This window comes from Mesorhizobium sp. M1182 (assembly GCF_040318335.1).
Lineage (GTDB): Bacteria > Pseudomonadota > Alphaproteobacteria > Rhizobiales > Rhizobiaceae > Mesorhizobium.
This window is the reverse complement of the sequence record NZ_JAMYMD010000049.1, coordinates 1-22,682: the sequence shown is the minus strand read 5'-3', so window position 1 is coordinate 22,682 and position 22,682 is coordinate 1. Positions and strand designations below refer to the sequence as shown.

The 22,682-nt window shown below is 56.4% G+C and carries 23 protein-coding genes; 21 read left to right on the top strand and 2 right to left on the bottom strand.

Annotated features, from left to right (window positions below):
• Position 1: 1 nt before the first annotated feature.
• On the bottom strand, positions 2–910 hold the full coding sequence (locus NKH33_RS30940) for an MBL fold metallo-hydrolase (protein WP_352923192.1): 909 nt from the start codon (positions 908–910) through the stop codon (positions 2–4).
• A 114-nt stretch (positions 911–1,024) separates the two neighbouring features.
• Here NKH33_RS30940 and NKH33_RS30935 point away from each other — a divergent pair, with 114 nt between their 5' ends.
• The 15 genes from NKH33_RS30935 (at position 1,025) to NKH33_RS30865 (ending at position 17,437) form a co-directional block, all read left to right on the top strand.
• A complete protein-coding gene (locus NKH33_RS30935) occupies positions 1,025–1,615 on the top strand; it encodes a biotin transporter BioY (RefSeq protein ID WP_352503745.1) in 591 nt (196 codons plus the stop codon).
• A 481-nt stretch (positions 1,616–2,096) separates the two neighbouring features.
• Positions 2,097–2,660, top strand: coding sequence for a transcription termination/antitermination protein NusG (gene nusG / locus NKH33_RS30930; protein WP_352923189.1), 564 nt, complete (start codon positions 2,097–2,099; stop codon positions 2,658–2,660).
• 146 nt (positions 2,661–2,806) lie between these two features.
• On the top strand, positions 2,807–4,126 hold the full coding sequence (locus NKH33_RS30925) for a UDP-glucose dehydrogenase family protein (protein WP_352923186.1): 1,320 nt from the start codon (positions 2,807–2,809) through the stop codon (positions 4,124–4,126).
• A gap of 267 nt (positions 4,127–4,393) precedes the next feature.
• Positions 4,394–5,527 carry a sugar transferase gene (locus tag NKH33_RS30920; protein WP_352923183.1) on the top strand — a complete coding sequence of 378 codons (1,134 nt, stop codon included), beginning with the start codon at positions 4,394–4,396 and terminating at the stop codon, positions 5,525–5,527.
• Between the two features lie 58 nt (positions 5,528–5,585).
• Entirely contained in the window at positions 5,586–6,722 is a 1,137-nt protein-coding gene (gene gmd / locus NKH33_RS30915; RefSeq protein WP_502902757.1) for a GDP-mannose 4,6-dehydratase, read from the top strand.
• 14 nt (positions 6,723–6,736) lie between these two features.
• Positions 6,737–7,519 carry a glycosyltransferase family 2 protein gene (locus tag NKH33_RS30910; protein WP_352503749.1) on the top strand — a complete coding sequence of 261 codons (783 nt, stop codon included), beginning with the start codon at positions 6,737–6,739 and terminating at the stop codon, positions 7,517–7,519.
• A complete protein-coding gene (locus NKH33_RS30905) occupies positions 7,512–8,123 on the top strand; it encodes an rRNA adenine N-6-methyltransferase family protein (protein WP_352503750.1) in 612 nt (203 codons plus the stop codon). The genes NKH33_RS30910 and NKH33_RS30905 overlap by 8 nt, the downstream gene beginning before the upstream one ends.
• Position 8,124: 1 nt before the next feature.
• Entirely contained in the window at positions 8,125–8,970 is an 846-nt protein-coding gene (locus tag NKH33_RS30900) for an O-fucosyltransferase family protein (protein WP_352923179.1), read from the top strand.
• A gap of 134 nt (positions 8,971–9,104) precedes the next feature.
• Complete coding sequence (locus NKH33_RS30895) at positions 9,105–10,139, top strand: hypothetical protein (protein WP_352923176.1); 1,035 nt, start codon at positions 9,105–9,107, stop codon at positions 10,137–10,139.
• A gap of 115 nt (positions 10,140–10,254) precedes the next feature.
• Positions 10,255–11,649 (top strand): lipopolysaccharide biosynthesis protein, encoded by a 1,395-nt coding sequence (locus NKH33_RS30890; RefSeq protein WP_352923173.1) that lies wholly within the window; start codon positions 10,255–10,257, stop codon positions 11,647–11,649.
• 41 nt (positions 11,650–11,690) lie between these two features.
• The gene (locus NKH33_RS30885) at positions 11,691–12,233 is read left to right on the top strand and encodes an acyltransferase (RefSeq protein WP_352923170.1); all 543 of its coding nucleotides are present in this window, start codon (positions 11,691–11,693) and stop codon (positions 12,231–12,233) included.
• Complete coding sequence (locus NKH33_RS30880; RefSeq protein WP_352923167.1) at positions 12,220–13,035, top strand: class I SAM-dependent methyltransferase; 816 nt, start codon at positions 12,220–12,222, stop codon at positions 13,033–13,035. The genes NKH33_RS30885 and NKH33_RS30880 overlap by 14 nt, the downstream gene beginning before the upstream one ends.
• Positions 13,036–13,367: 332 nt before the next feature.
• Positions 13,368–14,540 carry a glycosyltransferase family 4 protein gene (locus NKH33_RS30875; protein WP_352923164.1) on the top strand — a complete coding sequence of 391 codons (1,173 nt, stop codon included), beginning with the start codon at positions 13,368–13,370 and terminating at the stop codon, positions 14,538–14,540.
• 317 nt (positions 14,541–14,857) lie between these two features.
• Complete coding sequence (locus NKH33_RS30870; protein ID WP_352923161.1) at positions 14,858–16,087, top strand: O-antigen ligase family protein; 1,230 nt, start codon at positions 14,858–14,860, stop codon at positions 16,085–16,087.
• Positions 16,088–16,462: 375 nt separating this feature from the next.
• On the top strand, positions 16,463–17,437 hold the full coding sequence (locus NKH33_RS30865) for an NAD-dependent epimerase/dehydratase family protein (protein WP_352923158.1): 975 nt from the start codon (positions 16,463–16,465) through the stop codon (positions 17,435–17,437).
• Between the two features lie 287 nt (positions 17,438–17,724).
• Here the strand turns inward: NKH33_RS30865 and NKH33_RS30860 are convergent, their stop codons facing one another.
• Complete coding sequence (locus NKH33_RS30860; protein WP_352923155.1) at positions 17,725–18,552, bottom strand: hypothetical protein; 828 nt, start codon at positions 18,550–18,552, stop codon at positions 17,725–17,727.
• A 336-nt stretch (positions 18,553–18,888) separates the two neighbouring features.
• On the opposite strand from NKH33_RS30860, the gene NKH33_RS30855 reads away from it, so the two are divergent.
• The 6 genes from NKH33_RS30855 to NKH33_RS33345 all read left to right on the top strand — a co-directional run.
• Positions 18,889–20,019, top strand: a complete 1,131-nt coding sequence (locus NKH33_RS30855) for a glycosyltransferase (RefSeq protein ID WP_352923152.1) — start codon at positions 18,889–18,891, stop codon at positions 20,017–20,019.
• On the top strand, positions 19,928–21,190 hold the full coding sequence (locus tag NKH33_RS30850) for a glycosyltransferase (protein WP_352923149.1): 1,263 nt from the start codon (positions 19,928–19,930) through the stop codon (positions 21,188–21,190). Before NKH33_RS30855 ends, NKH33_RS30850 begins: the two co-directional genes overlap by 92 nt.
• 19 nt (positions 21,191–21,209) lie before the next feature.
• Positions 21,210–21,905 carry an FkbM family methyltransferase gene (locus NKH33_RS30845; RefSeq protein ID WP_352503761.1) on the top strand — a complete coding sequence of 232 codons (696 nt, stop codon included), beginning with the start codon at positions 21,210–21,212 and terminating at the stop codon, positions 21,903–21,905.
• Between the two features lie 96 nt (positions 21,906–22,001).
• Positions 22,002–22,289, top strand: coding sequence for a hypothetical protein (locus tag NKH33_RS30840; protein ID WP_352923146.1), 288 nt, complete (start codon positions 22,002–22,004; stop codon positions 22,287–22,289).
• A 69-nt stretch (positions 22,290–22,358) separates the two neighbouring features.
• Positions 22,359–22,601, top strand: coding sequence for a hypothetical protein (locus NKH33_RS30835; protein WP_352923143.1), 243 nt, complete (start codon positions 22,359–22,361; stop codon positions 22,599–22,601).
• The coding region (locus tag NKH33_RS33345) for a sugar phosphate nucleotidyltransferase (protein ID WP_502906784.1) at positions 22,598–22,682 on the top strand (85 nt) is incomplete at its 3' end. The genes NKH33_RS30835 and NKH33_RS33345, both read left to right, overlap by 4 nt.

Here is a 22,682-nt window from a genome sequence, read left to right as displayed (position 1 = left end):
GCTAGGTTGCCGGCGAATAGATGCCGTCGATAGCCGGCTCGCCGTCGGTGTGGACCAGGCCGCGCGCCACCAGATCTTCCAGATGGGCAAGCACCGACAGGCCGGCCGCGCCATGGAGGCGCGGGTCGGTGTCTCGATAGATCGCCTCCACCATGTCCTTGATTGCCCGGTCGCCGCTGTTGATCCGCTCCAGAATTGCGCGTTCGCGCATTTTGCGATGCGTTTTCAATCCGCGCATGAAGCTGCGCGGCTCGGTCACCGGCCCACCATGACCGGGCAGCAGCAGCCGGTCGTCACGTTCGATCAGCCGATCGAGCGATGTCATGTACTCGGCCATCGCGCCATCCGGCGGTGCGACGATCGTGGTTGCCCACGCCATGACGTGATCGGCCGAGAAAAGGATGCCGGTTCCCTCCAGCGCGAAGGCCGCGTGATTGGCGGTATGGCCGGGCGTCAGCACCGTCCGGATCGCCCAGCCGTCACCGTCGATCATCATATCATCCGGCAGCGCGATGTCAGGAACGAAGTCGGTGTCGGCGCTGGCATCGAGCGGATTGACCTCGCCGGTGCGCAACGGCCGCGCCGGGCGATGCCGGCCTTCCGCCAGAACCGCCGCACCGGTGTGCTGCTTCAGCCGCGCCGCCAGCGGCGAATGGTCGCGATGCGTGTGGCTGACGAAGATATGGCTGACCGGCCTGGTCCCGATCGCTTCGAGCAGCGTTTGAAGATGTGCCTCGTCATCAGGACCCGGATCGATCACCGCCAGCGTCTCGCGCCCGACGATATAGCTGTTGGTTCCGTGAAAGGTGAACGGGCTTGGGTTCGGGGCCGTGACGCGTTGAATACCAGGCGCAACGATCACGCCCTTGCCATAGGACGGTTCGAAGCGTGTGTCGAATTTCAGCGCCATGCGAACGTCGCGACCTTTTTTGGGGCGAGGGCAAAACCGATTGCCGCATAGCACGGAAGCCAATATAGGAAAACGCAAGGCCGCGTTCGGCGGCAATCCGGAACGGGGAAGACCATGGCAATTGCAACGACGATGCGTCCGCTTATTTCTCTCGCTCTGCCTGAAAAGGGCGCGGCCCGGCTGGCAGGACAGCTTTTGCTGGCGATCGCCGGAACGCTGCTGTTGATCTTGTCTGCCAAGACCAAGGTCATGCTCGGACCGGTCGATATCTCGATGCAGACGCTCGCCGTCTTGCTGATCGCTGCCGCCTTCGGCATGCGCCTTGGCGTCGCCACGCTGCTTCTCTACATGGCTGAGGGCGCGCTGGGGCTTCCGGTTTTCCAGAGCACGCCCGAAAAGGGCATCGGCATCGCCTACATGCTCGGTTCGACCGGCGGTTATCTTGCCGGCTTCGTCGTCATGGCGGCGATCGTCGGCTGGGCTGCCGACCGTGGCTGGGATCGCCATCCTATCAAGCTCTTCAATGCCATGCTGGTGGCCGAGATCGTCATGATGGCAATGGGCTTTGCCTGGCTGGCGCTGTTGATCGGCCCGGAAAAGTCGTGGCAGTTCGGGGTGGTGCCCTTTATCGTCGGTGATCTGATCAAGGTTGCGCTGGCCGCGAGCCTGGTGCCGGCTGTCTGGTCGCTGTTGAAGCGTTCGTGAAGCCGGTCGAGCGGAACTTAAGCCAAAAACGGACCTGCATGTTGCACCGCTGTCACCAACCTATTGCCTGAACCCCATGACTCGATGGCAACCTGTTCTGCGCGATAACCTGTCGAATGGTTTTCGCCGTAGTTGGTGTGGCCGTGCAGGATCTTTCTCGCTGGCGGCAGGCTTCTAGCGCGACGCCATTCGTCACATTAGCTTCAAGTCGACGGACTAAGTACCAGAACCAACGGGCGATTCGTCACGACCAGCGTAACCAAGCACCTACGTTGGAAATAAATTGCTCGACATAGCATCTCAGCCGGCTGAAAAAGAAAGCGGCTCGGTGATTATTTAGGCACAGCTAAATTTCTGGACAATGTGTAGGAAATTCTTAACCCAACCGCCTTGACTTTAGTGGCTTGGTTGCTTGCTGGTATCCACACACTGTCGTAACCGTTGACCTGAGATCATGCCGCCGACCGCCGAAGGAAGACATGTGAGTAGCGCGGAAAAAACAACGAGCAAGGCAACAGCCCTGTCGCGTGGGCCGACCGCCGTGCCGGCAACGCGCTGGTATGCGGCCAGCGTCTTTCCCGGGAAGGAGCATGTCGCAGAGCGGCATCTCCGGATCCAGGGATTCGAGCCGTTTGTGCCTCGCTGCGAGAAAACCGTGCGTCATGCCCGGCGGCTCCAAACCCGGTCGGCGGCCTATTTCCCGGGTTACATGTTCATCGCCCTTGACCTCGGACTGCAACGTTGGCGCTCGGTCAATGGAACATTCGGTGTGCGTTCCCTCGTCACGCAAGGCGACCGGCCTTTGCCGGTCCCCTCGGGTCTGGTAGAGCGTTTCATTGCGTTGACCGGTAAGGACGGGCTGCTTGATTTCAGTGGAGGCCTCGCGGCCGGTGCCTCGGTCCGAATCCTTTCGGGCCCTCTCGCGGAAATGATCGGCCGCCTTGACCGGCTCGATCCAGCCGGAAGAGCCCGGGTTCTGGTGGCCATCATGAATGGCGAAATCCCTGTCGACTTGGATGCCAGGGATCTCGTAGCAATCGCGTAGCCGCAAACATCAAGGCGGCGTCGTGATGTAAATTGTTGTAGGATGCGCTCTCGGGTTTCACCCGGGAGTGCGGTAGCCGTCGTTCGGTGGGGAATAGGCGCTGTCTGGCGAGATCATCTCATCGGCGCTGATTGAGAGTACGCGGTATGCGAATAACAATGATTGGTGCCGGCTATGTAGGGCTCGTCTCGGGCGCCTGCTTTGCCGACTTTGGCCATCAGGTCTGCTGCGTCGATCGTGATGCGGAAAAGCTTGCCATGCTCAAACTCGGCAAGATACCGATCTATGAGCCGGGGCTCGACGACCTCGTCACCACCAACACCGCGCAAGGCCGCTTGCGTTTCGAAGACAATCTGGCGGATGCCGTTTCTCAATCGGATGTCGTCTTCATCGCCGTCGGCACGCCGTCGCGGCGTGGCGACGGGCATGCCGACCTGTCCTTCGTCTACGACGCCGCCGCCGAAGTTGGCCGCGCACTCAAGGGATTTACGGTCGTGGTGACGAAATCGACCGTCCCTGTCGGTACCGGCGATGAGGTTGAGCGAATCATTCGCGAGCAAAATCCCGCCGCCGATTTTGCGGTGGTCTCCAATCCGGAATTTCTTCGCGAAGGATCGGCGATCGAGGACTTCAAGCGGCCCGACCGCATTATTGTCGGGACCGATGCCGAAAGGGCCAAAGCGGTCATGGGCGAGATCTACCGGCCGCTCTCGCTGAATGCCGCACCGATATTCTATACGAGCCGGCGTACGGCTGAGCTTACCAAATATGCCGGCAACGCATTTCTGGCCATGAAGATCACCTTCATCAACGAAATTGCCGATCTCTGCGAGCGGTTGGGGGCCGATGTGCAGGACGTCGCGCGCGGCATCGGCATGGACAACCGCATCGGTGCAAAGTTTCTTCATGCCGGGCCGGGCTATGGCGGCTCCTGTTTCCCGAAAGATACGCTGGCACTGGTCAAGACCGCGCAGGACGCGGCAAGCCCCGTGCGGCTGATTGAAACAACGGTCTCGATCAACGACCAGCGCAAACGGGCGATGGCGCGCAAGGTAGTCGAGGCCTGCGGCGGCTCGGTTCGCGGCAAGACGATCGGTATCCTCGGCCTTACGTTCAAGCCGAATACCGACGACATGCGCGATGCCCCCTCATTGGCCATTATTCAGGCGCTCAAGGACGCGGGCGCTTCGATCAAGGCTTATGATCCGGTCGGCATGGAGCAGGCACGCAAGATGATCGAAGGCATTGAATTCGGGGAAAGCGCCTACGCAGTAGCTGACGGCTCGCATGCGATCGTCATCGTCACCGAGTGGAATGCGTTTCGGTCCTTGGATCTGAAGCGACTCCGCGCGCTCATGGCGACGCCGGTGATGGTTGATCTGCGAAACGTGTACCGCGGCGAGGACGTCGTGAAGGAAGGCATAGCCTATTCGAGCGTCGGCCGAGAGCGGCACCTAGTCCAGTGAATGTCCAACAGGCCTCCTGGAGTTCATCGCCAAGGCTAAAGTCCTGCCTAGAACAATGGAAGCGGCCAAGGCGCATTTGGAAGAGATCTTGACTCAGTAGCCCCGCAAGAGAGCATTGACTTGAATATAGTTATGATGAATCGGCCAAGACAGCGGCACCTCGTGCACAGGGTTAGATTCCAACTCCTGGGCGGTTTGGCCTTCGCAATCCTGCTCCCTGTGCTGATCAGGATTTCCTTTGATCCTTCAATTCTATACTATGCGAACTTGCAGATTACCATCGTTGCAGGCGTCGTTGCGCATACGATAGGTTATTTCGCCTTTCGCCGTATAGGTAATTTCCCGGGCATTGCGGCGTCGGGTTACATTTTTCCGACATTTGCATTGTCGTACGGGTTCGTCTATTTGGTCATTTTCTTATCTCGAATTGAATATAGCGGCTTCCAGGCAGCCAGCAGCTTGACGTTGTCAATTCTCTGGTACTTTGTTCTGACCATCATAAGCCGGCGGCTTGACCCTTACAGTCTTGCTGTGGTTCCAGGCGGCGCCGTTGGTCGTCTAGACGAGATACGCGGGGTGAACTGGCATTGGCTTGTTTCCCCTGACATGATCATTGAACGGGTCAACGGCGTCGTTGCCGATCTGCGCGCCGATCTGTCCGACGATTGGGAGCGCTACATAGCCGACCGGGCGCTTGCAGGAGTTCCAGTCTACCATGTCAAGCAAATCACCGAATCGCTGACTGGTCGCGTCGAAATCGAGCATTTATCCGAAAATACGCTGGGCTCAATTAATCCCAACCAGGCTTATATCAAGATCAAACAGGCGATCGACTGGGTCGGTGCGCTGGTGGCGCTGATCGTGCTGACGCCTTTCCTCTTGTTGATCGCGCTGTTAATCAGGCTGGAATCTCCCGGACCCGCCATATTTCGTCAGGAGCGCCTCGGCTTCGGCGGAAAGTCATTTACGGTGTACAAGTTCCGGACGATGACCGTCAGTGAACCTGAGGCGGCAAACGTTCGCAGTCTCGCGGTTACCAAGCCGGGTGACAGCAGGGTTACCCGGCTCGGCCGCTTCCTTCGCAGAAGCAGAATTGACGAACTGCCGCAGCTGATAAATATCGTTCGTTCGGAAATGAGCTGGATCGGGCCTCGCCCTGAGGCGACAGTTTTGTCATCTCACTATTCGGTGGCGTTGCCATTCTATCGCTACCGAAATATCGTTCGTCCCGGAATTTCCGGGTGGGCTCAAGTGAATCAAGGATATGTGTCGGAAGACGACGATGAAACCGAGAAGCTGCACTATGATTTCTATTACATCAAGAATTTCTCGCCGTGGCTTGATTTCGTCATCGTGTTGAGAACGTTAAAAACTATGCTAAGTGGGTTCGGATCTCGATAGAGACCGTGCTAAATTTTGCCTCCATCAAAGTTTATCTGTCGAACATAGTGCCGGGAAAATGCCTGGCCGTGATGTTTTTGAAGCTGCTGAAGGGTATGAAATGAGCCGAAAAACCGCGCTAATTACAGGCATCACCGGACAGGATGGTGCCTATCTCGCCGACCTCCTGCTCGCCAAGGGATATGCAGTCCACGGCATCAAGCGGCGTTCGTCGTCTTTCAATACGGGCCGTATCGATCATCTCTACCAGGACCCACACGAAGCCGGCGTCAATTTTTCGTTGCACTATGGCGACATGACCGATGCAACAAACTTGATCCGTATCATTCAGGAAGTGCAGCCGGACGAGATTTACAATCTCGCCGCGCAGTCCCATGTTCAGGTGAGTTTCGAGACCGCGGAATATACCGCGAACGCGGACGCGATTGGCACATTGCGCCTTCTGGAGGCTATCCGGCTGCTTGGTCTCACGCAAAAGACGCGTTTCTACCAAGCATCGACTTCCGAGCTCTACGGCAAGGTGCAGGAGGTCCCACAAAAGGAAACGACGCCTTTTTACCCTCGGTCGCCTTATGCCGCGGCTAAAATCTATGGATACTGGATCACGGTAAACTATCGCGAAGCCTATGGTATTCACGCTTCCAACGGAATTCTTTTCAACCACGAAAGCCCGCTGCGTGGTGAAACATTCGTGACTCGCAAGATCACCCGAGCCGCCGCCGCCATCAGCCTCGGCCTTCAGGACAAGCTCTATCTCGGCAATCTGTCCGCCGAGCGCGATTGGGGGCATGCGCGCGACTATGTCGAGGGCATGTGGAGAATTCTCCAGCAGGATGTTGCTGACGACTATGTTTTGGCGACAGGGGTAAAAAATTCCGTTCGAAAATTTGTGGAACTCGCCTTCGCCGAGGTGGGGGTTCGCATTCAATGGAACGGCTCCGGAGTCGACGAAAAGGGTGTCGATACGAAGACCGGCAGGATATTGGTGGAGGTTGATCCACGCTACTTCCGGCCGACCGAAGTCGACCTGCTGCTGGGCGACCCCTCGAAGGCCGAACGTGCGCTTGGCTGGAAGGCGACGACATCACTTGGCGAGATGGTCCGCGAGATGGTTCAGGCCGACCTTAAACTGGTGGCGCGCGAATACGAGCATCGCCGGCTTGACGAAGAGCACGGTCGCAAGGCGGCACGATAGCGAGTCGGCCCGGCATGAGGATCTCGGTTCTGACGGTCTGCTGGAACTCGGCGGCAACAATCCGTCATACGCTCGACAGTTTCTTTGCCCAGGATCACCAGGAAAAGGAGTTGATCGTTGTCGACGGAGCCTCGACCGACGAAACGGTCTCTATTGTTCGCTCTTATTCCGATCAGCGACTTCAAGTCATCAGCGAGCCGGACCGCGGCATGTATGACGCGCTGAACAAGGGGCTTGCACTTTGCAGCGGCGAAGCAATAGGGGCTCTTAACGCAGACGATGCGTTTCATGACGCTTCCGTGCTCGGCAAGATCAGCGAGGCGCTTGCTGAAGCCGATATCGTTCACGGCCATCTCAATTTTGTGGACAATCACGAGAGGAAGCGGGTGGTTCGCCGCTGGCGGGCAGAACCAAGACCTCGACACGGCTTCCGGTCGGGTTGGATGCCTGCTCACCCGACCTTCTATGTTCGACGTGGCGTTGCCGAAAAGGTTGGGTCATTCGATTTGGCGCTCAAAGTCTCATCCGACTACGATTGGATGTTGAGGGCGGTGGAACTCTACGGGTTCCGGATCGCGACAATGGATCAGGTTCTTGTGGACATGATGATGGGAGGGGCGAGCACGAGGAGCTTCCGCTCCCACATCGGGCACAATCTGGAAGCGCTGCGTTCCAGGCGCCGTTGGCTCGGATCCGGGCCTGTCGACTATGCGCTTGTTGTGAAGCCGATGCGCAAAATAGGTCAATTTTTGTCGAAAGGCGATAGATCAAGCATGAAGAACCCGTCTTATGAATGACCCAAAAAGCGTTCTGGAGCCGATCGGAGGCTATGTTCTCGACGTCGTTGCAAAACTGCGCAACCGACAGTTTGTCCCGCATTCGCTGACGAAGTTGCACAATATGAAAACCTGCAGGGACATGACTGGCGCGACGACTGCGGTGGAAATTGGCTCCTATAAAGGAGTCACGACAAAACGGATGTCTTACCTGTTTGAGAAGGTGATCTCGGTCGAGATTGACGAAGCATTGTACCGTCAGGCCAGTAAGCGCTGTGCAGGACGAAAGAACGTGGAATTAGTGCTCGGCGACGGCGCAAAGCTGCTACCAGGAATAGCCGCGCGGGTGAACAAGGCGCTCATCTTTCTGGATGGTCATTTCAGCGGAGGCGAAACGGGACAGGGCGACGAGCCGGAGCCGGTGCTGAAGGAACTCGATCTCATTGCCCCTTTCATTTCAAAATTTGTTGCGGTTGTGGTCGACGATTTCCGACTGTTTGGCGTCGAGCCGGGCTGGCCAAGGAAGTCGGAAGTGATCCAAAAATTGGAAATCCTGCTGCCGGAAACACAATGGAGACTTTCCGTACTCAACGATCAGTTTTTGGCCGTCCGAAAGCTTGACTAGATTGGCGTCCAACAATGAATTGACCACAGGAGGACCGTGGCATCTGCCGGTTCTTAGCCGGTGGGATGTCGGTGTCATCCGCTCACCCGGCCCGGGCCTGGGCAATCTTCTCTTTCCGATCGCTCGCGCTTTGATCGGGCAGAAGGTTCACGGCGGCGCGTTCGTTCATCCTACTCTGAGACAGCTCAAATTTGGAACGTACCTCCGCGGCGAACGGGACACGCGAACGTATGGTAGCGTGATGCGCAGCCGCACGGGTGATGAGTGGCGCGATTGGGCAAAAGCCCAGTGGTGCTCGAAGGTCGACGAAGATGCCTATCGGGGCGAGACCGGCGTTGCGGTGCGATATTCGGGCCTAAAGCGCTATTTTCATGACCTCTCTGGTCACAGCGAAATCGTGTCGGCCTGGCTCCAGGATACGGTCCGCAGAGCCGGAGCAATGGACGACGCCTATGACATCGGGCTCCACGTCCGGCTCGGTGATTTCGCACAGTCCACTAACGATCAGGGGGGCAACAATGTCCGGCTGCCCTTCTCTTGGTATCGGGCCGCGCTCGAAGAGGCCCGGCGGCTCCTTGGCATTGCGACGCCGCGAATTACACTTTTCACGGATGGCAATGTGGACCTCGTCACGCGCGAACTGGGTATGCGGGATCCTATGATTGATCCAAGCAGTAATGCGCTGACCGCAATACACAACCTGTCACGGGCGCGCGTGGTGGTTGCCTCCCGCTCGACGTTTTCCATGTGGGCAGTCTATCTTGGTGGCATGCCGGCGATTTGGGACGGGAAATTTGATCTTCAACGCTGCTTTCCGGGACGACATGGTCTCGACCATCGACTTTAAGACGGCCGGTTGGGGAATAATCGATGACCTTGTGTCAGAGCAAGCACGGCAGGTTGGATGCTGGGCCAGGCGCCAAAGACAGGTCGAGCCCCCCACCCTCTATGGAGGAAGTAGTCACGCGAGGCTACGTCACCGTGGGCTCGCCCGTTGGGCATCGCGAGTCTTATGTCGAGACTTTGTCTGGTGTCACAGGGCTCACTCGACTGATCGAACCTCGCGGCGTTTCGACTTTGAGGACGCTTCTGGCCGCGGACTCAGTGCTGTTTGCCACGCTTGAGGACGACACTGCGTTCTTTTTTGTCGTGGCCATATTGCGCGCCGTCCTCGGTCGCCGCACGGTCGCGATCTTCATGAGTCCGAGGCTCTGCTTTATCGGGGGCTTCATTAAAACGACGGTGCGACGCTACGCTTTTCGTCTTTTCAAGCGGCTACGAAGTGTGACCTTGCTCTCGATCCTGCCCTTCTATCTCGATCAACGGTTCGCGAGCGTGGCAGACGACTGGATTTACGATCCGCAGTTTTGGGATTTTGACAAAAGAATCGAGAACGCCGATTGGCCCGACAGCGCTCTCGCGCAGGACGTGAAACGGCAGGCTCACGGTCGCCCCATCCTCCTGTTTCTTGGCGGACCGTCCTTCTTTAAAGGATTTCCGTTCATGGCCGAAATCCTGCGAACTGCGCCTGCTATTACCGACCAGCTAATGATTGTCGTTGCGGGTAAGGTCCCGGAAGATCAGAGGCGGTCCGCAAAGCTGGTGAGCGAGGCCGGCGGCCTGGTGATCGACCGTTATCTGACCGATGACGAGGTTGTCTCTGCAAAGCGGTGTGCTACGTGCCTGTGGGCTTGTTACCACCCGTCCTACGATTCATCTTCTGGACTGTTCGGCCGCGCCATACAGCTTCGCAAACAAGTCATTGTGCGGCAAGGATCATATGTCGACATCATTGCGTCGCACCTCAAATATCCGGTTCATCGTTGCGCGTTCGATGATGTTGAAGAGGGCGTGGCACTTCTCAAAAAAATCGGCCAAGGCGAAGCGCTGCCGCAGTCCGACGACATAGCAATGACATGCAGAGACCAATCGGTGGCACGTTTGCGTGCCGCACTTGAAAATCGTGACAATGACTTTGCCGAAGCAACAAGCAGTAAGGCTGAGCCGCACCGATGACGGCAGAACACAGGAATCTCGGGCTAAATTCGCGCGATGATGTGACACAGGGCTCCGCCAGCAGCTCGCTACTCGTTCCGCTCGAGGCTTCATCGAGGCGGCTCCGCAGGTGAAGATGGACAAGCAGATCGAGGTCGGTGCCCAGAGGCTCGATGAGAGCCCGGATGGCATTATCGAGGAAGGCTCCACCGAGGCTCGAAACAGGGCAGCCGGGAGAAGGCGACGGATCGCGCGGAGCGCTGTTGCATCTGCGCTCGCAAAGGTGACGTCAGTAGGCACGGCTTTAATCTCGGTCCCGTTGACGCTCAACTATCTTGGGCCAGAGCGTTTCGGCATGTGGATGACAATGAGTTCGCTCGTTGCCTTTCTCTCGTTTGCCGATTTCGGACTTGGAAATGGATTGTTATCTGCCGTGGCTGCCGCCAATGGTCGCGACGATCGGGCAGCTATCAAGAAATTGGTTTCTAGCGCTTACTTTGTCCTCTCACTTATAGCGGTGGCGATCCTGTGTATGCTCGCCGTAACCTATTCACTGGTTCCCTGGTATCGATTGTTCAATGTCCAGTCGGACTTGGCGCGCAGCGAAGTGGCGCCGTCTGTCGCGACATTGATTTGCTGCTTCGCTGCCGCTGTTCCGCTTGGCGTGGTGCAGCGAACGCAACTGGGCTTGCAACAAGGCTATATGGCAAGCCTTTGGCAATGCGGATCAAGTATCCTTGGTCTCGGTTGTGTTCTGTTCGCGATAAGGCAAGAGGCACCGCTCCCCATTTTGATACTCGCCTATGTCGGAGGCCCGCTGGTAGTAAGCGTGGCGAACGGATTGTTCTTCTTTGGTGTGCTTGAAGGGGACATTGCACCTTCATATAGATCGGTAACGAGGGCGGCTCTGCGGGCCATCGGCAGCACCGGCTTGTTGTTTCTCACGTTACAACTCGTGGCTGCGGCCACCTACATGTCGGACAGCATTATCATAGCCCAAATACTGGGGGCCTCCGCCGTTACGGGCTATGCGGTCCCCGAGAAGCTATTTTCGCTTATCGGCAGTGTTCTGGCTATGGGAGTTGGGCCACTCTGGGCAGCTCATGGTGAGGCGATTGCACGTGGAGACCGCGAATGGGCGCTAAGGACATTGAAGCTCTCCATGTCGATTGCCGCGGCCGCCGCCGCAATCGCGGCGCTGATCCTGGTCCCGACCGCTCCTTGGCTTTTGAAATTGTGGGTTGGTCATGCGGTTTCTGCGCCGCTCTTTCTGCTTCTCGGTCTCGGGCTTTGGAAAGTGCTCGAGGCGGCCGGTTTGGCGCTGGCCATGTTCTTGAACGGCGCGCGTATAGTCGGATTCCAAGTTGCAGTCGCCGTCGCGACGGCACTGATGGCCGTCACATTAAAAATCGTGTTTGTCCATGAGATTGGAATCGCGGGCTCTGTCTGGGCTACGATAGTGAGCTACGCGGCGCTTACCCTGCTTCCATGTTACGTGTTTAGAAAAAGAATACTGATGGTCGTAAAATGAGCGGGTATATGCGTGGGCAGCTTCGATTTTTGGCCGAACGAATGGCCGAAGCAAACTATCGCCGCAGATGTGAAGTTAACATTGGTGCCGGCGCGCGTGTTCAGTTTCGAGCACTTGGAGGACAACCGCCTGCCGTACTTTCAATCGGGGAACGCTCAATTTTCCAGGCCTCTATCTCGGCAGATCGGCCCGGTGCGATTGTTCGCGTCGGCAGCAACACGTTTGTCGGAAGTTCGCGCCTCGTATGTGCCGAGGAAATCTCCATAGGCAATGATGTGCTTATCTCCTGGGGGTGCACGATCGTTGATCACGATTCACACTCGCCCACATGGGAAGAGCGGAAAGAAGATGTAAGTCAGTGGTACGATGGGAAAAAAGATTGGAAGAATGTAAAAATCAAAAGGGTTGCGATCGCTGACAGAGTATGGATCGGCTTCAACTCGATAATACTCAAAGGAGTCAGTATCGGTGAAGGTGCGGTAGTCGGCGCAGGTAGTCTGGTGACACGGTCTATAGAGCCCTACACGCTTGTAGCTGGCAACCCAGCGAAGTTGATAAAGAGGTTTCCGCATGACCAACAATGATATGATGACTTGGGAAGAGGCCGTGTCTTGGTTGAAGTCTCAGCCGGACAAAGCTAGGTTAGTCGAGGCCTGCTTTTACGACGATCCGATACTGCAGTCTGCCGAGCGCTTTTATTCGACAACAGAGTGGCATGAGACACAAAGAATACTTTCTGGTCGAAGAGGCAGGGCATTGGACATAGGGGCTGGACGAGGTATTTCATCGTTTGCGCTGGCGAAGGATGGATGGCAGGTGACGGCTCTCGAGCCGGACCCGAGCCCTGAAGTCGGGGCTGGAGCCGTTTTCCGATTGGCGCGTGAGGCCAACCTGCCGATAGATGTGGTGACGGACTGGGGGGAAAAGCTACCGTTCGACGATGCGAGTTTCGACTTGGTATACTGTCGGGCAGTGCTGCACCACGCGAGAGATCTCAATCGACTCTGTGCGGAGGCTGGCAGGGTTCTCCGGAGTGGCGGGCTAATGCTCGCAGCACGAGAACATGTAATCTCGAACGACAAGGACCTGGATGTGTTTCTTCGAGGGCATCCACTGCACCATCTCTACGGTGGCGAAAAGGCATATCGCAAGTCAGAATACATTTTTGCCCTTACACAGGCTGGGCTTACATTGAGCCATGTTCTTAACCCATTCCAAAGTGACATAAATCTGTTTCCAGACACGCCACTTGACCTCAAGCGGCGGTGGTCCAAGAAATTGCGGTTACCATGGCCTGCAATAATACCGGATTTTGCATTGCCCTTGGCAGGCGCCGTAACACGCGGTCCAGGGCGGCTCTATTCCTTTGTCGCCCGCAAAGCCTAATTCGTGGCGCAAAGGGCACTCATTGCTGGCGGTTATAGTTTTGTGGACCGACACGTTGCGGCAACGCTTCTCATCATTGCTGCAGGACACTCCACGCACGACTTCTCCGCCGCGAATGGAGGAACAGCACCGGTTATACGCGATGTCGTAAACACCATTGCTGACGACCCGCACGGATCATCCCGCCCCCAATTCTCCGGTGCGGCTCGGCCTGGGGGTCCTCAACACTATCAGGCCGACGGAATCAAGGCTCGAGAGCGGGATTGGCAGCCGCGGCATGCATGGCAGGACGGCGTTCGCTCTTACGCCCGACGGTTTCAGGATTGCGCTCGATGATTCGCGTTGGATTTGTGGTGAATGACGGAGGGGATGGCTGGATAGGCGGGGCAAATTATATGCGTAACCTGTTGGCTGCGCTGCTGAAATTCAGCACAATGCAGCCTGTTGTAATTACAGGCGGCGCCCTTCCTGAATATATCACGAAAGAGTTAAACAACGTTGAGAAAATATCAAGTAAGATTGTCGATCCAAATGGTAATATCAATCTAATTAGAAAGGTTATCTATAGACTTTCTGGTAGGGACGTAATGATGGAGAGGCTCCTCACACGCCACGACGTCGATGTTCTGTCTCATTTTAGCCCGCTGGGAAAAAATTCGATCAGGCCGTCGATTGGCTGGATAGCCGACTTTCAGCATATTCGCCTACCGAATTTCTTCTCCGAGGAAGAACGCAACTGGCGAGATAAGTCAATTGCGAGATCCGCTGACGCCAGCACAGCTGTAATCGTAAGCAGTGAAGACGCAAAGCGGGATTTTTTGGCCTTCCGCCCTTCGGTAGCCAAAAAAATACGTGTTTTGCGCTTTGTCTCGGATGTAGGTGGCTTTGAGCAAGGCGGGGAGCCCATGGAGTACTTGCTGCGACGGTATGGGATCGATGGACCTTACCTTCATGTTCCAAACCAGTTCTGGGCGCACAAAAATCACGCGGTAATAATCGATGCTCTGGGTGTTGCACGGTCACGCGGGCGAAACATTACGGTTGTCGCAACTGGCAACATGAAAGACCGTAGAAACCCTCGCCACATCGAGATGTTAATTCAACGCAGCCGCGAGGCGGGTTGTATTGAAAACTTCAAGATGCTGGGGATAGTGCCTTATGCAGATCTTGCGGCGTTGATGAAGTACTCGGTCGGTGTTATTAACCCTTCATATTTCGAGGGGTGGAGTACCACTGTCGAGGAAGCAAAGTCCCTTGGCAAGACGGTCATTCTATCTGATATCCCAGTTCACAGGGAACAGGCTCCGGAGCACGCAACTTATTTCGATCCGGATTCTCCTGCCGACCTGTACGATCGAATGCTTCATGTTCTTGATACATATTCGCCGGATCTAGACCGTGAAAGAATGAAGAAGGCGAAGCTTGAATTGCCTGGGCGTCTGAAAGCATTTGCACGATCTTTCGAAGAGATCGTATTGGAACTCGTAAAAACCGAACCCTCGTGACGCAGCTATTCGGAAGGGCGCTTTGATCGGCGCGATTTTCCAGCTCTGCTTTCTTGCGGGCGCGCCGCTGGGTTGCGCCCTTGACGACCAGCCAATGATGCCGGCGCCGCCGAGGCGCGGCGCGGCAGGCATGTAGTGAACCCTCAAGTAGCCCGCGGACCTTTTCATTTTGCATTCAATCGCCATGAGTACGCCTTGTGTGCGGCGGCTATGACACGAGAGAGCTCTGCCGACGCACATTGCTGGCCGGCGTCTCATTGTCTCGACTGGAAGAGACATGGTATCGGTGTTGCCGTTTCAAAGGTGCCGTCATCATCATGAATGCCAGCAAACCCGTTCCGCTGTACAAGGATTTGTGGGCCTGGAGCTTTGCCCTCGCAATTGCCGGCTATCCGTTGGTCGGTGTGCTTTCGTCGGTGTCCGCAGCGGCAGATGATAAACTTTCGATCGCTTTTCGCGTTCTGGTGGTTTTCCTCTGTGGGCTGTCGTTTTTGTTTTCAGGCCGGCAAAAGGCCTGGCGATTCGGAGATGCATGGTTATTTTGTTTCGCCGGACTCTACATGTCGAAGGTTGGCATTGACTACCGGGTCGATGGGGACTCGGATAACCTTGTTTTTGCCGTGACCACTTCGGTCCTGCCTACAGCTTTTCTGGCCCTGTCAACGAACAGATGGTCGGAGATCAATGCGGCATGGGCTGTCTTTGTTGTCGGGGCGCTGACCGTGGTGGGTATCGTTTGGCTTCAGTATAGTGGCTCCAGTGCCGTGATGTTCGATAACTCGGATCGAGTTTATTTCGAACGGTTGAACCCCATTTCCATAGGTCACGCTGGTCTGACTGCACTGATCGCCTCATACACTCTGATGAGAACGCCCCAGGGAAAAATCGTAAAATCCGCAATTCTTACAGTAGTCGCCCTCTCGGCATTCACCATGTATCTGGCGTCCGCGCGCGGCCCACTTGTCGCCATGCTATGTTGCGTCGCATTGTTTCCTATGCTTCGTCCAAGATTAAAGACAATCATCATGGGTTGGGTTTTGCTCGGTGGCATAGTATTGGTGTTGGCGACCGCTGACATGACGCCGTTGGTCGATAAGTTCCATTTGACGACGAGTGGAACTGCAGCAACCAATTCAAACGTGGGACGTCTGGAGTTCATTGCGTCGTCGTGGGAACTGTTTCAGCAAAATCCGTTGTTTGGGTATGGGACGCATCCTCCATTCGGATATCCCCACAATATGTTCGTGGAGATCCTTCAAGCCATGGGGCTTCTCGGGATGGCGATATTCGTCGGGGTTTTCGTGAAGATAGCAATGGCGGTAAGGTTCCTGGCCGACAGGCGCCTGGTGCTGCTGCCGCTTTTGGCCACGCAAGCCTTCGTCGGAGCGCAATTTTCCGGGTCGCTATGGGGCTCGGCGTCCCTTTGGATTGTTGTTACAGTCCTGATATTCCGCGTCAATGCCATGAGGTCATTTGACTTGTGGGCAGGTCGACGCGGGATGGGGCGCTCATATGCCCAGTTCGGGGCACCCAGCGGGGCTAGGTAACTAGATATGCTTTGCCGCCGCAGCGAAATGCGTCTGATATGTAAGAACCTACAATGCCTGCGATATCATTATCGTTCGTTCGCGGCTAAAGAACTCGGTTGGTTCTCTCAGGAATTTTAGGTAGCTTGCCATCACTCCGCTTTTTCATCCCATTTCGTCGGCCTGTAGCTTGGACCGCCACGCATCGTGACCCCATGACGCCATCCGAGGTTCGCGAGAGGCCCGCCAACATCTTCGGTCCGTCGTCCATGCCTGTTCGCCTGGTTGCATCGCCTGTGCCTTTCAGTGCTGTCGTCAGCGTCGCCGCGGCGCTTGACCGCCGGCCTAGTCGCCTGGTCTCTGCCCTTTGTCACAAGCACGCGAAGGGCTGATCTCTTGACGCAATCAGAAGAAGCAAAGCCTGTCTGGGTGACTGGTGCCGGCGGTTTCATCGGCCGCCATCTCGCTCGTTTCCTTGCTCGAAACGGTGGCCATGTCATTGGTTTCGGTCGGAAGGAAGCACCGGGATTTGCAATGGCGACGGGCGGCCCATTCTTTGCCGGTGGAATAACCGTCGAAACAATGGATGCGGCTCTGGCGGCGCATGGCCGCCCGGCAGCGGTGTATCATTTGGCGGGTGGCGCGACGGTTGGCCAGTCCATCGCCGATCCCCTGAAGGATTTTGAGCAAAGCGTTGTTTCCGCAGCCTGTGTCCTCGATTTCCTGCGCCGCCGCGCACCCGAAGCGCCTGTCGTTCTTGCATCGTCGGCTGCCGTCTACGGCGGCGGGCATGTCGGTTCGATCAGGGTCGACGCCACGCTCGATCCCTATTCCCCCTATGGCTATCACAAACGCATGGTGGAGGAGCTGGGTCGGTCATATTGTGCCGCCTACGGTCAGCCCGTCTCTGTGGCGCGGCTCTTTTCGGTCTATGGCGAAGGACTACGCAAGCAATTGCTCTGGGATCTCTGCGGAAGGCTCGCGAAAGGCGAAACCGACATCGTCCTCGGTGGTACGGGGACGGAAATGCGGGATTGGCATCATGTCTCTGACGTCGTGCGGCTGATCCATCGCATTTTGCCTGCCGGCGAGCCGCGCTTCGCGATCTACAATGGCGGGGCGGGTGCTCCCGCGTCCGTCAGCACGATTTCCAGCATGGTTTTGGAGACGTGGGGAGGAAACCATCGCCTCTCGTTTTCTGGAGAATCACGGCGGGGCGATCCCGTGAACCTGATCTCCGACCCCTCTGGCGTGCCGGAAGGACTTCAATTGCAGGTGCCGCTCAGCACGGGCATTGCCGACTATGTTGATTGGTACCGCGCCGAGGTCCTGAGTGAGCCGATCGGCCGTTTGCGACGCTCAGCGCGTTGATCGCCGTCGGTTTCCGCGCCGCGCCTATTGGTGCAGAGACCTCTACTATCGCCTGCAGACGTCGGGGCATCGCACCACAATGCTGTCGAGCGGGGATGTGTTCGCGGATTGCGAGATATTCCATCCGGCCTCGCGCAACAAGGCCGCCGTCGTGCGCTTGGCTGTCGATGCGCGATGTGACACCCATGACCAGCTTGGGGCTCTCGCCATTCCACTAGATAGCTGGACCTATTGCCCTCGTAGGTACGCAAGGAGCAGAAATGTCCTGCAATATCGTTCGCTCGCGCCTACGGCGTGTTGTCAAATTCGCTCAGGAATTTTAGTGTGGCTTGCCACCATTCCGCCTTTTCGTCCCATTTCTCCGGCCCGTAGCTTGGACCGCCGCGCATCGTCCCCCAGATCACGATCCCGTCAGCCAGCCTCCTGCAGGTGTCCAGTTCGGTATACCAGTAGTCGCCCGGCAGAAAGGGACGCGTCGTGTTCTTCCCAGGTAAACTCTTGTGAAACTGCGGCCACAAGAAGCAGTAGACCGGTTTTCCTTGCGAGATTCTTCGTGCTTCACTGAGGTTGGCTTGCGCATAGGCCACCCAGCCGTCCTTATCATCGTAAAATGTATATAGGGAGGGGAAGAGCGCATCGACATGAGGAATGAGGGAGGAAGCGATGTCGGTGTTTTGCTGTTTCCATTCGTCCAGTGCGGCAGGGCCTTGGACGCCAATCGCTCTCCAATAATCCCGGACCGGCAACACGCTATAGAGGCCGACCTTGACGCCCGGATCTGCCTTTCTGAAGGCGCTAAGTGTCTTCTGGTATTTTGCGATGGACGAAGCTTGGTCCGGGCCACTCAAGGGCCAGATCTCAATGTCGATGTTGAGATATTTGTTGCTCCTCGGCAGTTTCAGGGCTTCCTGCACGTGGTCTGAAGTGGGAATGTCGCGTCCTAGAACGTGAGGGTCCGCGATCGTAAGATGCTCGAAACCGAACGAATGGAAGTCGGGGTGACCGTCAGCGAATGTCAGAGCCTCGAAAAGCTTGAACGGTGCGCGCGTCTGCGCCGTCACGGACCATGAGCCGGTCAAAAGACATGTCACGCACAACACAGTGTTGAAAAACATGATGCTGGGTATCCGGTATTGCCAATTGCCGAATCTTTGTGCAGCCGAAATTCGCATAGTTTGAATTCCCCCATAACCGGAACTTGATGAGTCAAGAAACGGTAGCGTTGCTGTTCGCGCCGAACAACCTCCTGACTGAAGTGTGATCGACGATGCTCTGCTTTGAGGTGATGGGCAGGAGCGGCTGTGTTATCGGCACCAGGATTATCTGTCTGGAATGGTGGACGGGTGGGCCGTGCGAGCCTATGACAACCCCGAGCGTGCCAAAGGCTGCTGGCGGCATACCGCGTCGGCTGGACGACAACGGCTTGGTGGCATTACATTCGGGGCGATGACATGAGACGACGCATCACCATCGTCCAACCTGCTATGCCGAATTACCGGCGCGCCCTATTTGACCGTATGGCGAGCAAACTCGGGTCATCTCTCGTTGTTTATGCTTCAAATCAGCGGGAGCTGGGAGTTCTATCTACAGGAGATGGGTCTAGTTGGCACCGCGACTTGGGCCGGTTGCGGCCACTCCCGCTGGGTCTGGAGTGGCAGCAAGGGGCATGCTCGGTGCCGGTCAAGCGTGGCGACGTACTGGTGATATGCGGTGCGCCGCGCACCCTCTCGACCATTGTCCTGCTCTTCAAGGGCATATTGTTGGGCGCGCATACAATCTGGTGGGGGCACTACTGGAGTGCCACCAGCCGGCCGTGGCGGGCCGCGATCCGTTACGCCCTGATGCGCGTGCCGGATTCCATTATGTTCTATACCGAACAAGAGGTTGATGAATATTATGCTGGCGGTGGCAATCAGAGGAAAAAGCGTGCGTTCGGACTCAACAACGGCATTGAAACTGACGAAATTGTCCGTCTTCGGACGGCTTATTCGGTAGAGAATCGCTCGCGGGATCTTTTACTAATTGGTCGAATCACGCCGAAGGCCGAGATCGACATTCTACTTGAGGCGCTCTCATTACCCAGTTGTGAGGGAGTCACCTTGGATGTCATTGGAAGCGGACATGACGAGGCGCGTTTGCGCAAGCGATGTGCTGATCTCGGAATAGCCGACCGTGTCGCATGGCACGGCGGCACTGTGGATGAGAAGCAGATCGCAGCCATTGCCAATCAGTGCAAGGCATTCGTTTACCCAGGCAGCGTGGGACTTAGCTTGATACACGCTCTGAGTTATGGTCTGCCGGCCATCGTGCATGACGATCGCTGGAAACATATGCCCGAAATTGCGGCATTAAATTGTGGCATGAATGGTGTGACGTTCCAGCAAGGGAAGGCAGGTTCTCTGGCAATCACGATAGCCGAGCTGCTAGCGGATCATACTCGACTCACTGAAATGTCGCGTTCTGCAGCTTACACCACGGCTGTGACATTCAATGCGGCTGACATGGCGGAGCGCTTCTGTTCGGCAATTGATCAGGTTCTTGCCGACTCTCCCAGCACGAAGATCGATAGTGACAGGCGTTAAATCGTATACTGCACTACATCTTCACGGTCGAAGAGATATATTTGAAACAATACTGAGGAAAATATCAGGAATGCTGACTGCTGCTAAAAGCGTCGGTCTTTGGTCTGCAGATTATACGCGAGTCACAGGGCAGGCGTTAGTTACTGCACGTGTAGTGCAGCACCAACCTCAATTTGCCTGGCGGGAGTACGTCTATACTGGGTCCGGTTTTCGATCGGTTATCTCATGGGCCGTCGCCGTACTGAGGCTCTGGGCGGCGGTAGCTCGCGGGCAGATAACCACCCTCTATTTGGTCTGCTCGCGTTCGCATTGGGGGTTTCTGCGCGACGTACCTGCCCTGCTAGCAAGTATGGTGGGTGCGCGCGTTGTGGTGCACGCACATGGCTCTGACATTGTCGACCTACTGGCGTCGCGTCCATATTCGCCGCTGGCGCGAGCGCTCTATAGGCGATGCGAGATCATCGTACCATCGGCGCACCTGCTAGAACCACTGCGCAAGATCATCAAGATACCGCTTCACCTTTGTGAGAACTATTGCATGTCAGTGGGCACCAGTGTCAGCCACAAGCCGACGGCTGTTGGTGAACCGCAGGCCTTAATGGTACTTTGGAATTCCAACATCATGGGTAGCAAAGGGTTCTTTCTCCTTGCGGAAGCGGTTCATAGGATGTCAGAAGAGGGGCATGCTGTGCGTTTGGTTTCGATTGGGAGGCCAATTGGCGATGATACTCTGAGTGAGCAAGGAGCCCGTGATCAGTTGGCTGCCCTAGAGTCAGAAAGTTGGTTTGAATACCTCGGGCAATTGGCCCCAGACAGTGCTAACGCCATGATACTCGGGGCGGACGTCGTCTCTCTTCCCTCTCGGTATCGGAGTGAGTGCCAGCCGCTGGCCATCATTCAAGCCATGTGCGCAGGCAGAGCAATAGTAGTGTCGGACATTCCCGCGCTGCGGGAGACGCTGGGTGAGTATCCAGCGCGTTTCGTATCCGTGGGTTCGACCGGGGCAATCGGGGCAATATTGGATGCGTTGCGGGACCTACTTCGCGAAAAGCTATCCGACCCAGTAGCCTTTGGAACTCGCCGTCAGGCTCCGGCATTAGCTGCGGTCAAACGGTTCGCTGTCAGCCGCTTCGATCACGAAATGGCAACGATCTTGGGAGGGCGGTCTTGAAGACTTTAAGGAAAGCTGAATGATGGGCTTGCGGGCAGCTAGGCGCGCCATCCGCTATTTGGCGGGGCATGACTTTTTCGTCAGCCCCGATTACAAATGTGCATATGAGCGCTTTGGTTCTGGCTACGGCGGTTGGGATGTCGCTGGGGGTATCCTTGATAAGGAATCGATAGTCTATTCCTTTGGCGTCGGGGAAGATGCATCGTTTGACATTGGGCTCATGCATCGCTTTGGAATGGACGTGCATGCGTTTGACCCAACGCCAAAGTCTATTGCTTGGGTGCGTGGGCAAGCTTTCCCTGTGCAGTTCAAGCTTCATGAATACGGCCTTGCAGATTTCGACGGTGATATATTGTTCAAACCGCCGGAGAATCCCAGTCATGTCTCCCATACTATCCTAGAACGTCCGCAGACGGATGCTCAGTCGGTCTCTTTGCCGGTTAAGAGATTGTCTACCATTATGCGGGAGCTTGGGCACAAACGAATCGACTTGATGAAGATGGATATCGAAGGAGCTGAATATTGTGTCATCGAGGATCTCGGCAGGACCGATGTTCGTCCAAAACAGTTACTCGTGGAGTTTCACCATCGTTTCCCCGCCGTAGGAGCGCAGAAAAGCCTTGACGCAATAGCTAAGCTGAAAGCCTTAGGGTATGGGCTTTTTTCTGTTTCACCCACGGGTGAAGAATACAGTTTTCTTCACAAGCTTGTTTGAGTATAGGATCGTTTGATCCTTGATCATGCTCTCGAGCGGGGATGCGCTCGCGGACTGCCAAACGTTCTATCCGGTCTCGGCAACAAGACCGCCGTCGTGCGCTTCACCATCGATCTCGATCCAGGCCCCATCCTGGCGCGTGCCGATGGCGCGCGCCAGGCGCATGGTCTGCCCGAGCGCTTCTTTTTCTCCCCAACCCAGTTCTGGGTCCACAAGAACCACAGGTTGGGTTCCTTGCCGCAGATAATTCTCTCAGGGCGCACCACGGATCTGCGCGATCCGGCATTGTTCAAGCGTCTGATGGATCTTGCGGAAACGGATGGACTTGGAAGCCAATTTTCGACACCTCGGATTAATTTCCCGATGACGACGTCGTCGCCCTGATCGTGCGGCGGACTATCTCCTGAACCCTTCCCACTTCGAGGGGTGTCAACCACGGTCGAGGAGGCGAAGTTGCTGGGCACGCCGATGTTGCTATCCGACATTCCGCTGCATCGCGAGCAAGCGCCGGACGCGCTGTTCTTCGCACCAGACAGCGCGGATGCATTGCCGCAGCTTCTCATGGAAGTCGCACAGCGCCCGCGCTTTGTTCGCGAGAATGTCGCCGCGCTGCAGAGCCGGCAACAAAAGCGCCGCCGAGACTACGCGGCAGCGCTTCTTGCCATGTTTCAAAATGCCAGAGGTGTCAGCCAATGATCGAACGGATCGTCAGTTTTGTGATGAGCGGCGGCGTCGGCTCGCGGCTGTGGCCGTTGTCGCGCGAGGACAATCCCAAGC

Coding starts and splice junctions, on each gene's coding strand:
- NKH33_RS30940 (WP_352923192.1), bottom strand. CDS start 910: ATGGCGCTGAAATTCGACACACGCTTCGAACCGTCCTATGGCAAGGGC.
- NKH33_RS30935 (WP_352503745.1), top strand. CDS start 1,025: ATGGCAATTGCAACGACGATGCGTCCGCTTATTTCTCTCGCTCTGCCT.
- NKH33_RS30925 (WP_352923186.1), top strand. CDS start 2,807: ATGCGAATAACAATGATTGGTGCCGGCTATGTAGGGCTCGTCTCGGGC.
- gmd (WP_502902757.1), top strand. CDS start 5,586: ATGCCTGGCCGTGATGTTTTTGAAGCTGCTGAAGGGTATGAAATGAGC.
- NKH33_RS30910 (WP_352503749.1), top strand. CDS start 6,737: ATGAGGATCTCGGTTCTGACGGTCTGCTGGAACTCGGCGGCAACAATC.
- NKH33_RS30905 (WP_352503750.1), top strand. CDS start 7,512: ATGAATGACCCAAAAAGCGTTCTGGAGCCGATCGGAGGCTATGTTCTC.
- NKH33_RS30890 (WP_352923173.1), top strand. CDS start 10,255: ATGGACAAGCAGATCGAGGTCGGTGCCCAGAGGCTCGATGAGAGCCCG.
- NKH33_RS30885 (WP_352923170.1), top strand. CDS start 11,691: ATGGCCGAAGCAAACTATCGCCGCAGATGTGAAGTTAACATTGGTGCC.
- NKH33_RS30880 (WP_352923167.1), top strand. CDS start 12,220: ATGACCAACAATGATATGATGACTTGGGAAGAGGCCGTGTCTTGGTTG.
- NKH33_RS30875 (WP_352923164.1), top strand. CDS start 13,368: ATGATTCGCGTTGGATTTGTGGTGAATGACGGAGGGGATGGCTGGATA.
- NKH33_RS30870 (WP_352923161.1), top strand. CDS start 14,858: ATGAATGCCAGCAAACCCGTTCCGCTGTACAAGGATTTGTGGGCCTGG.
- NKH33_RS30860 (WP_352923155.1), bottom strand. CDS start 18,552: ATGTTTTTCAACACTGTGTTGTGCGTGACATGTCTTTTGACCGGCTCA.
- NKH33_RS30855 (WP_352923152.1), top strand. CDS start 18,889: ATGAGACGACGCATCACCATCGTCCAACCTGCTATGCCGAATTACCGG.
- NKH33_RS30850 (WP_352923149.1), top strand. CDS start 19,928: ATGCGGCTGACATGGCGGAGCGCTTCTGTTCGGCAATTGATCAGGTTC.
- NKH33_RS30845 (WP_352503761.1), top strand. CDS start 21,210: ATGATGGGCTTGCGGGCAGCTAGGCGCGCCATCCGCTATTTGGCGGGG.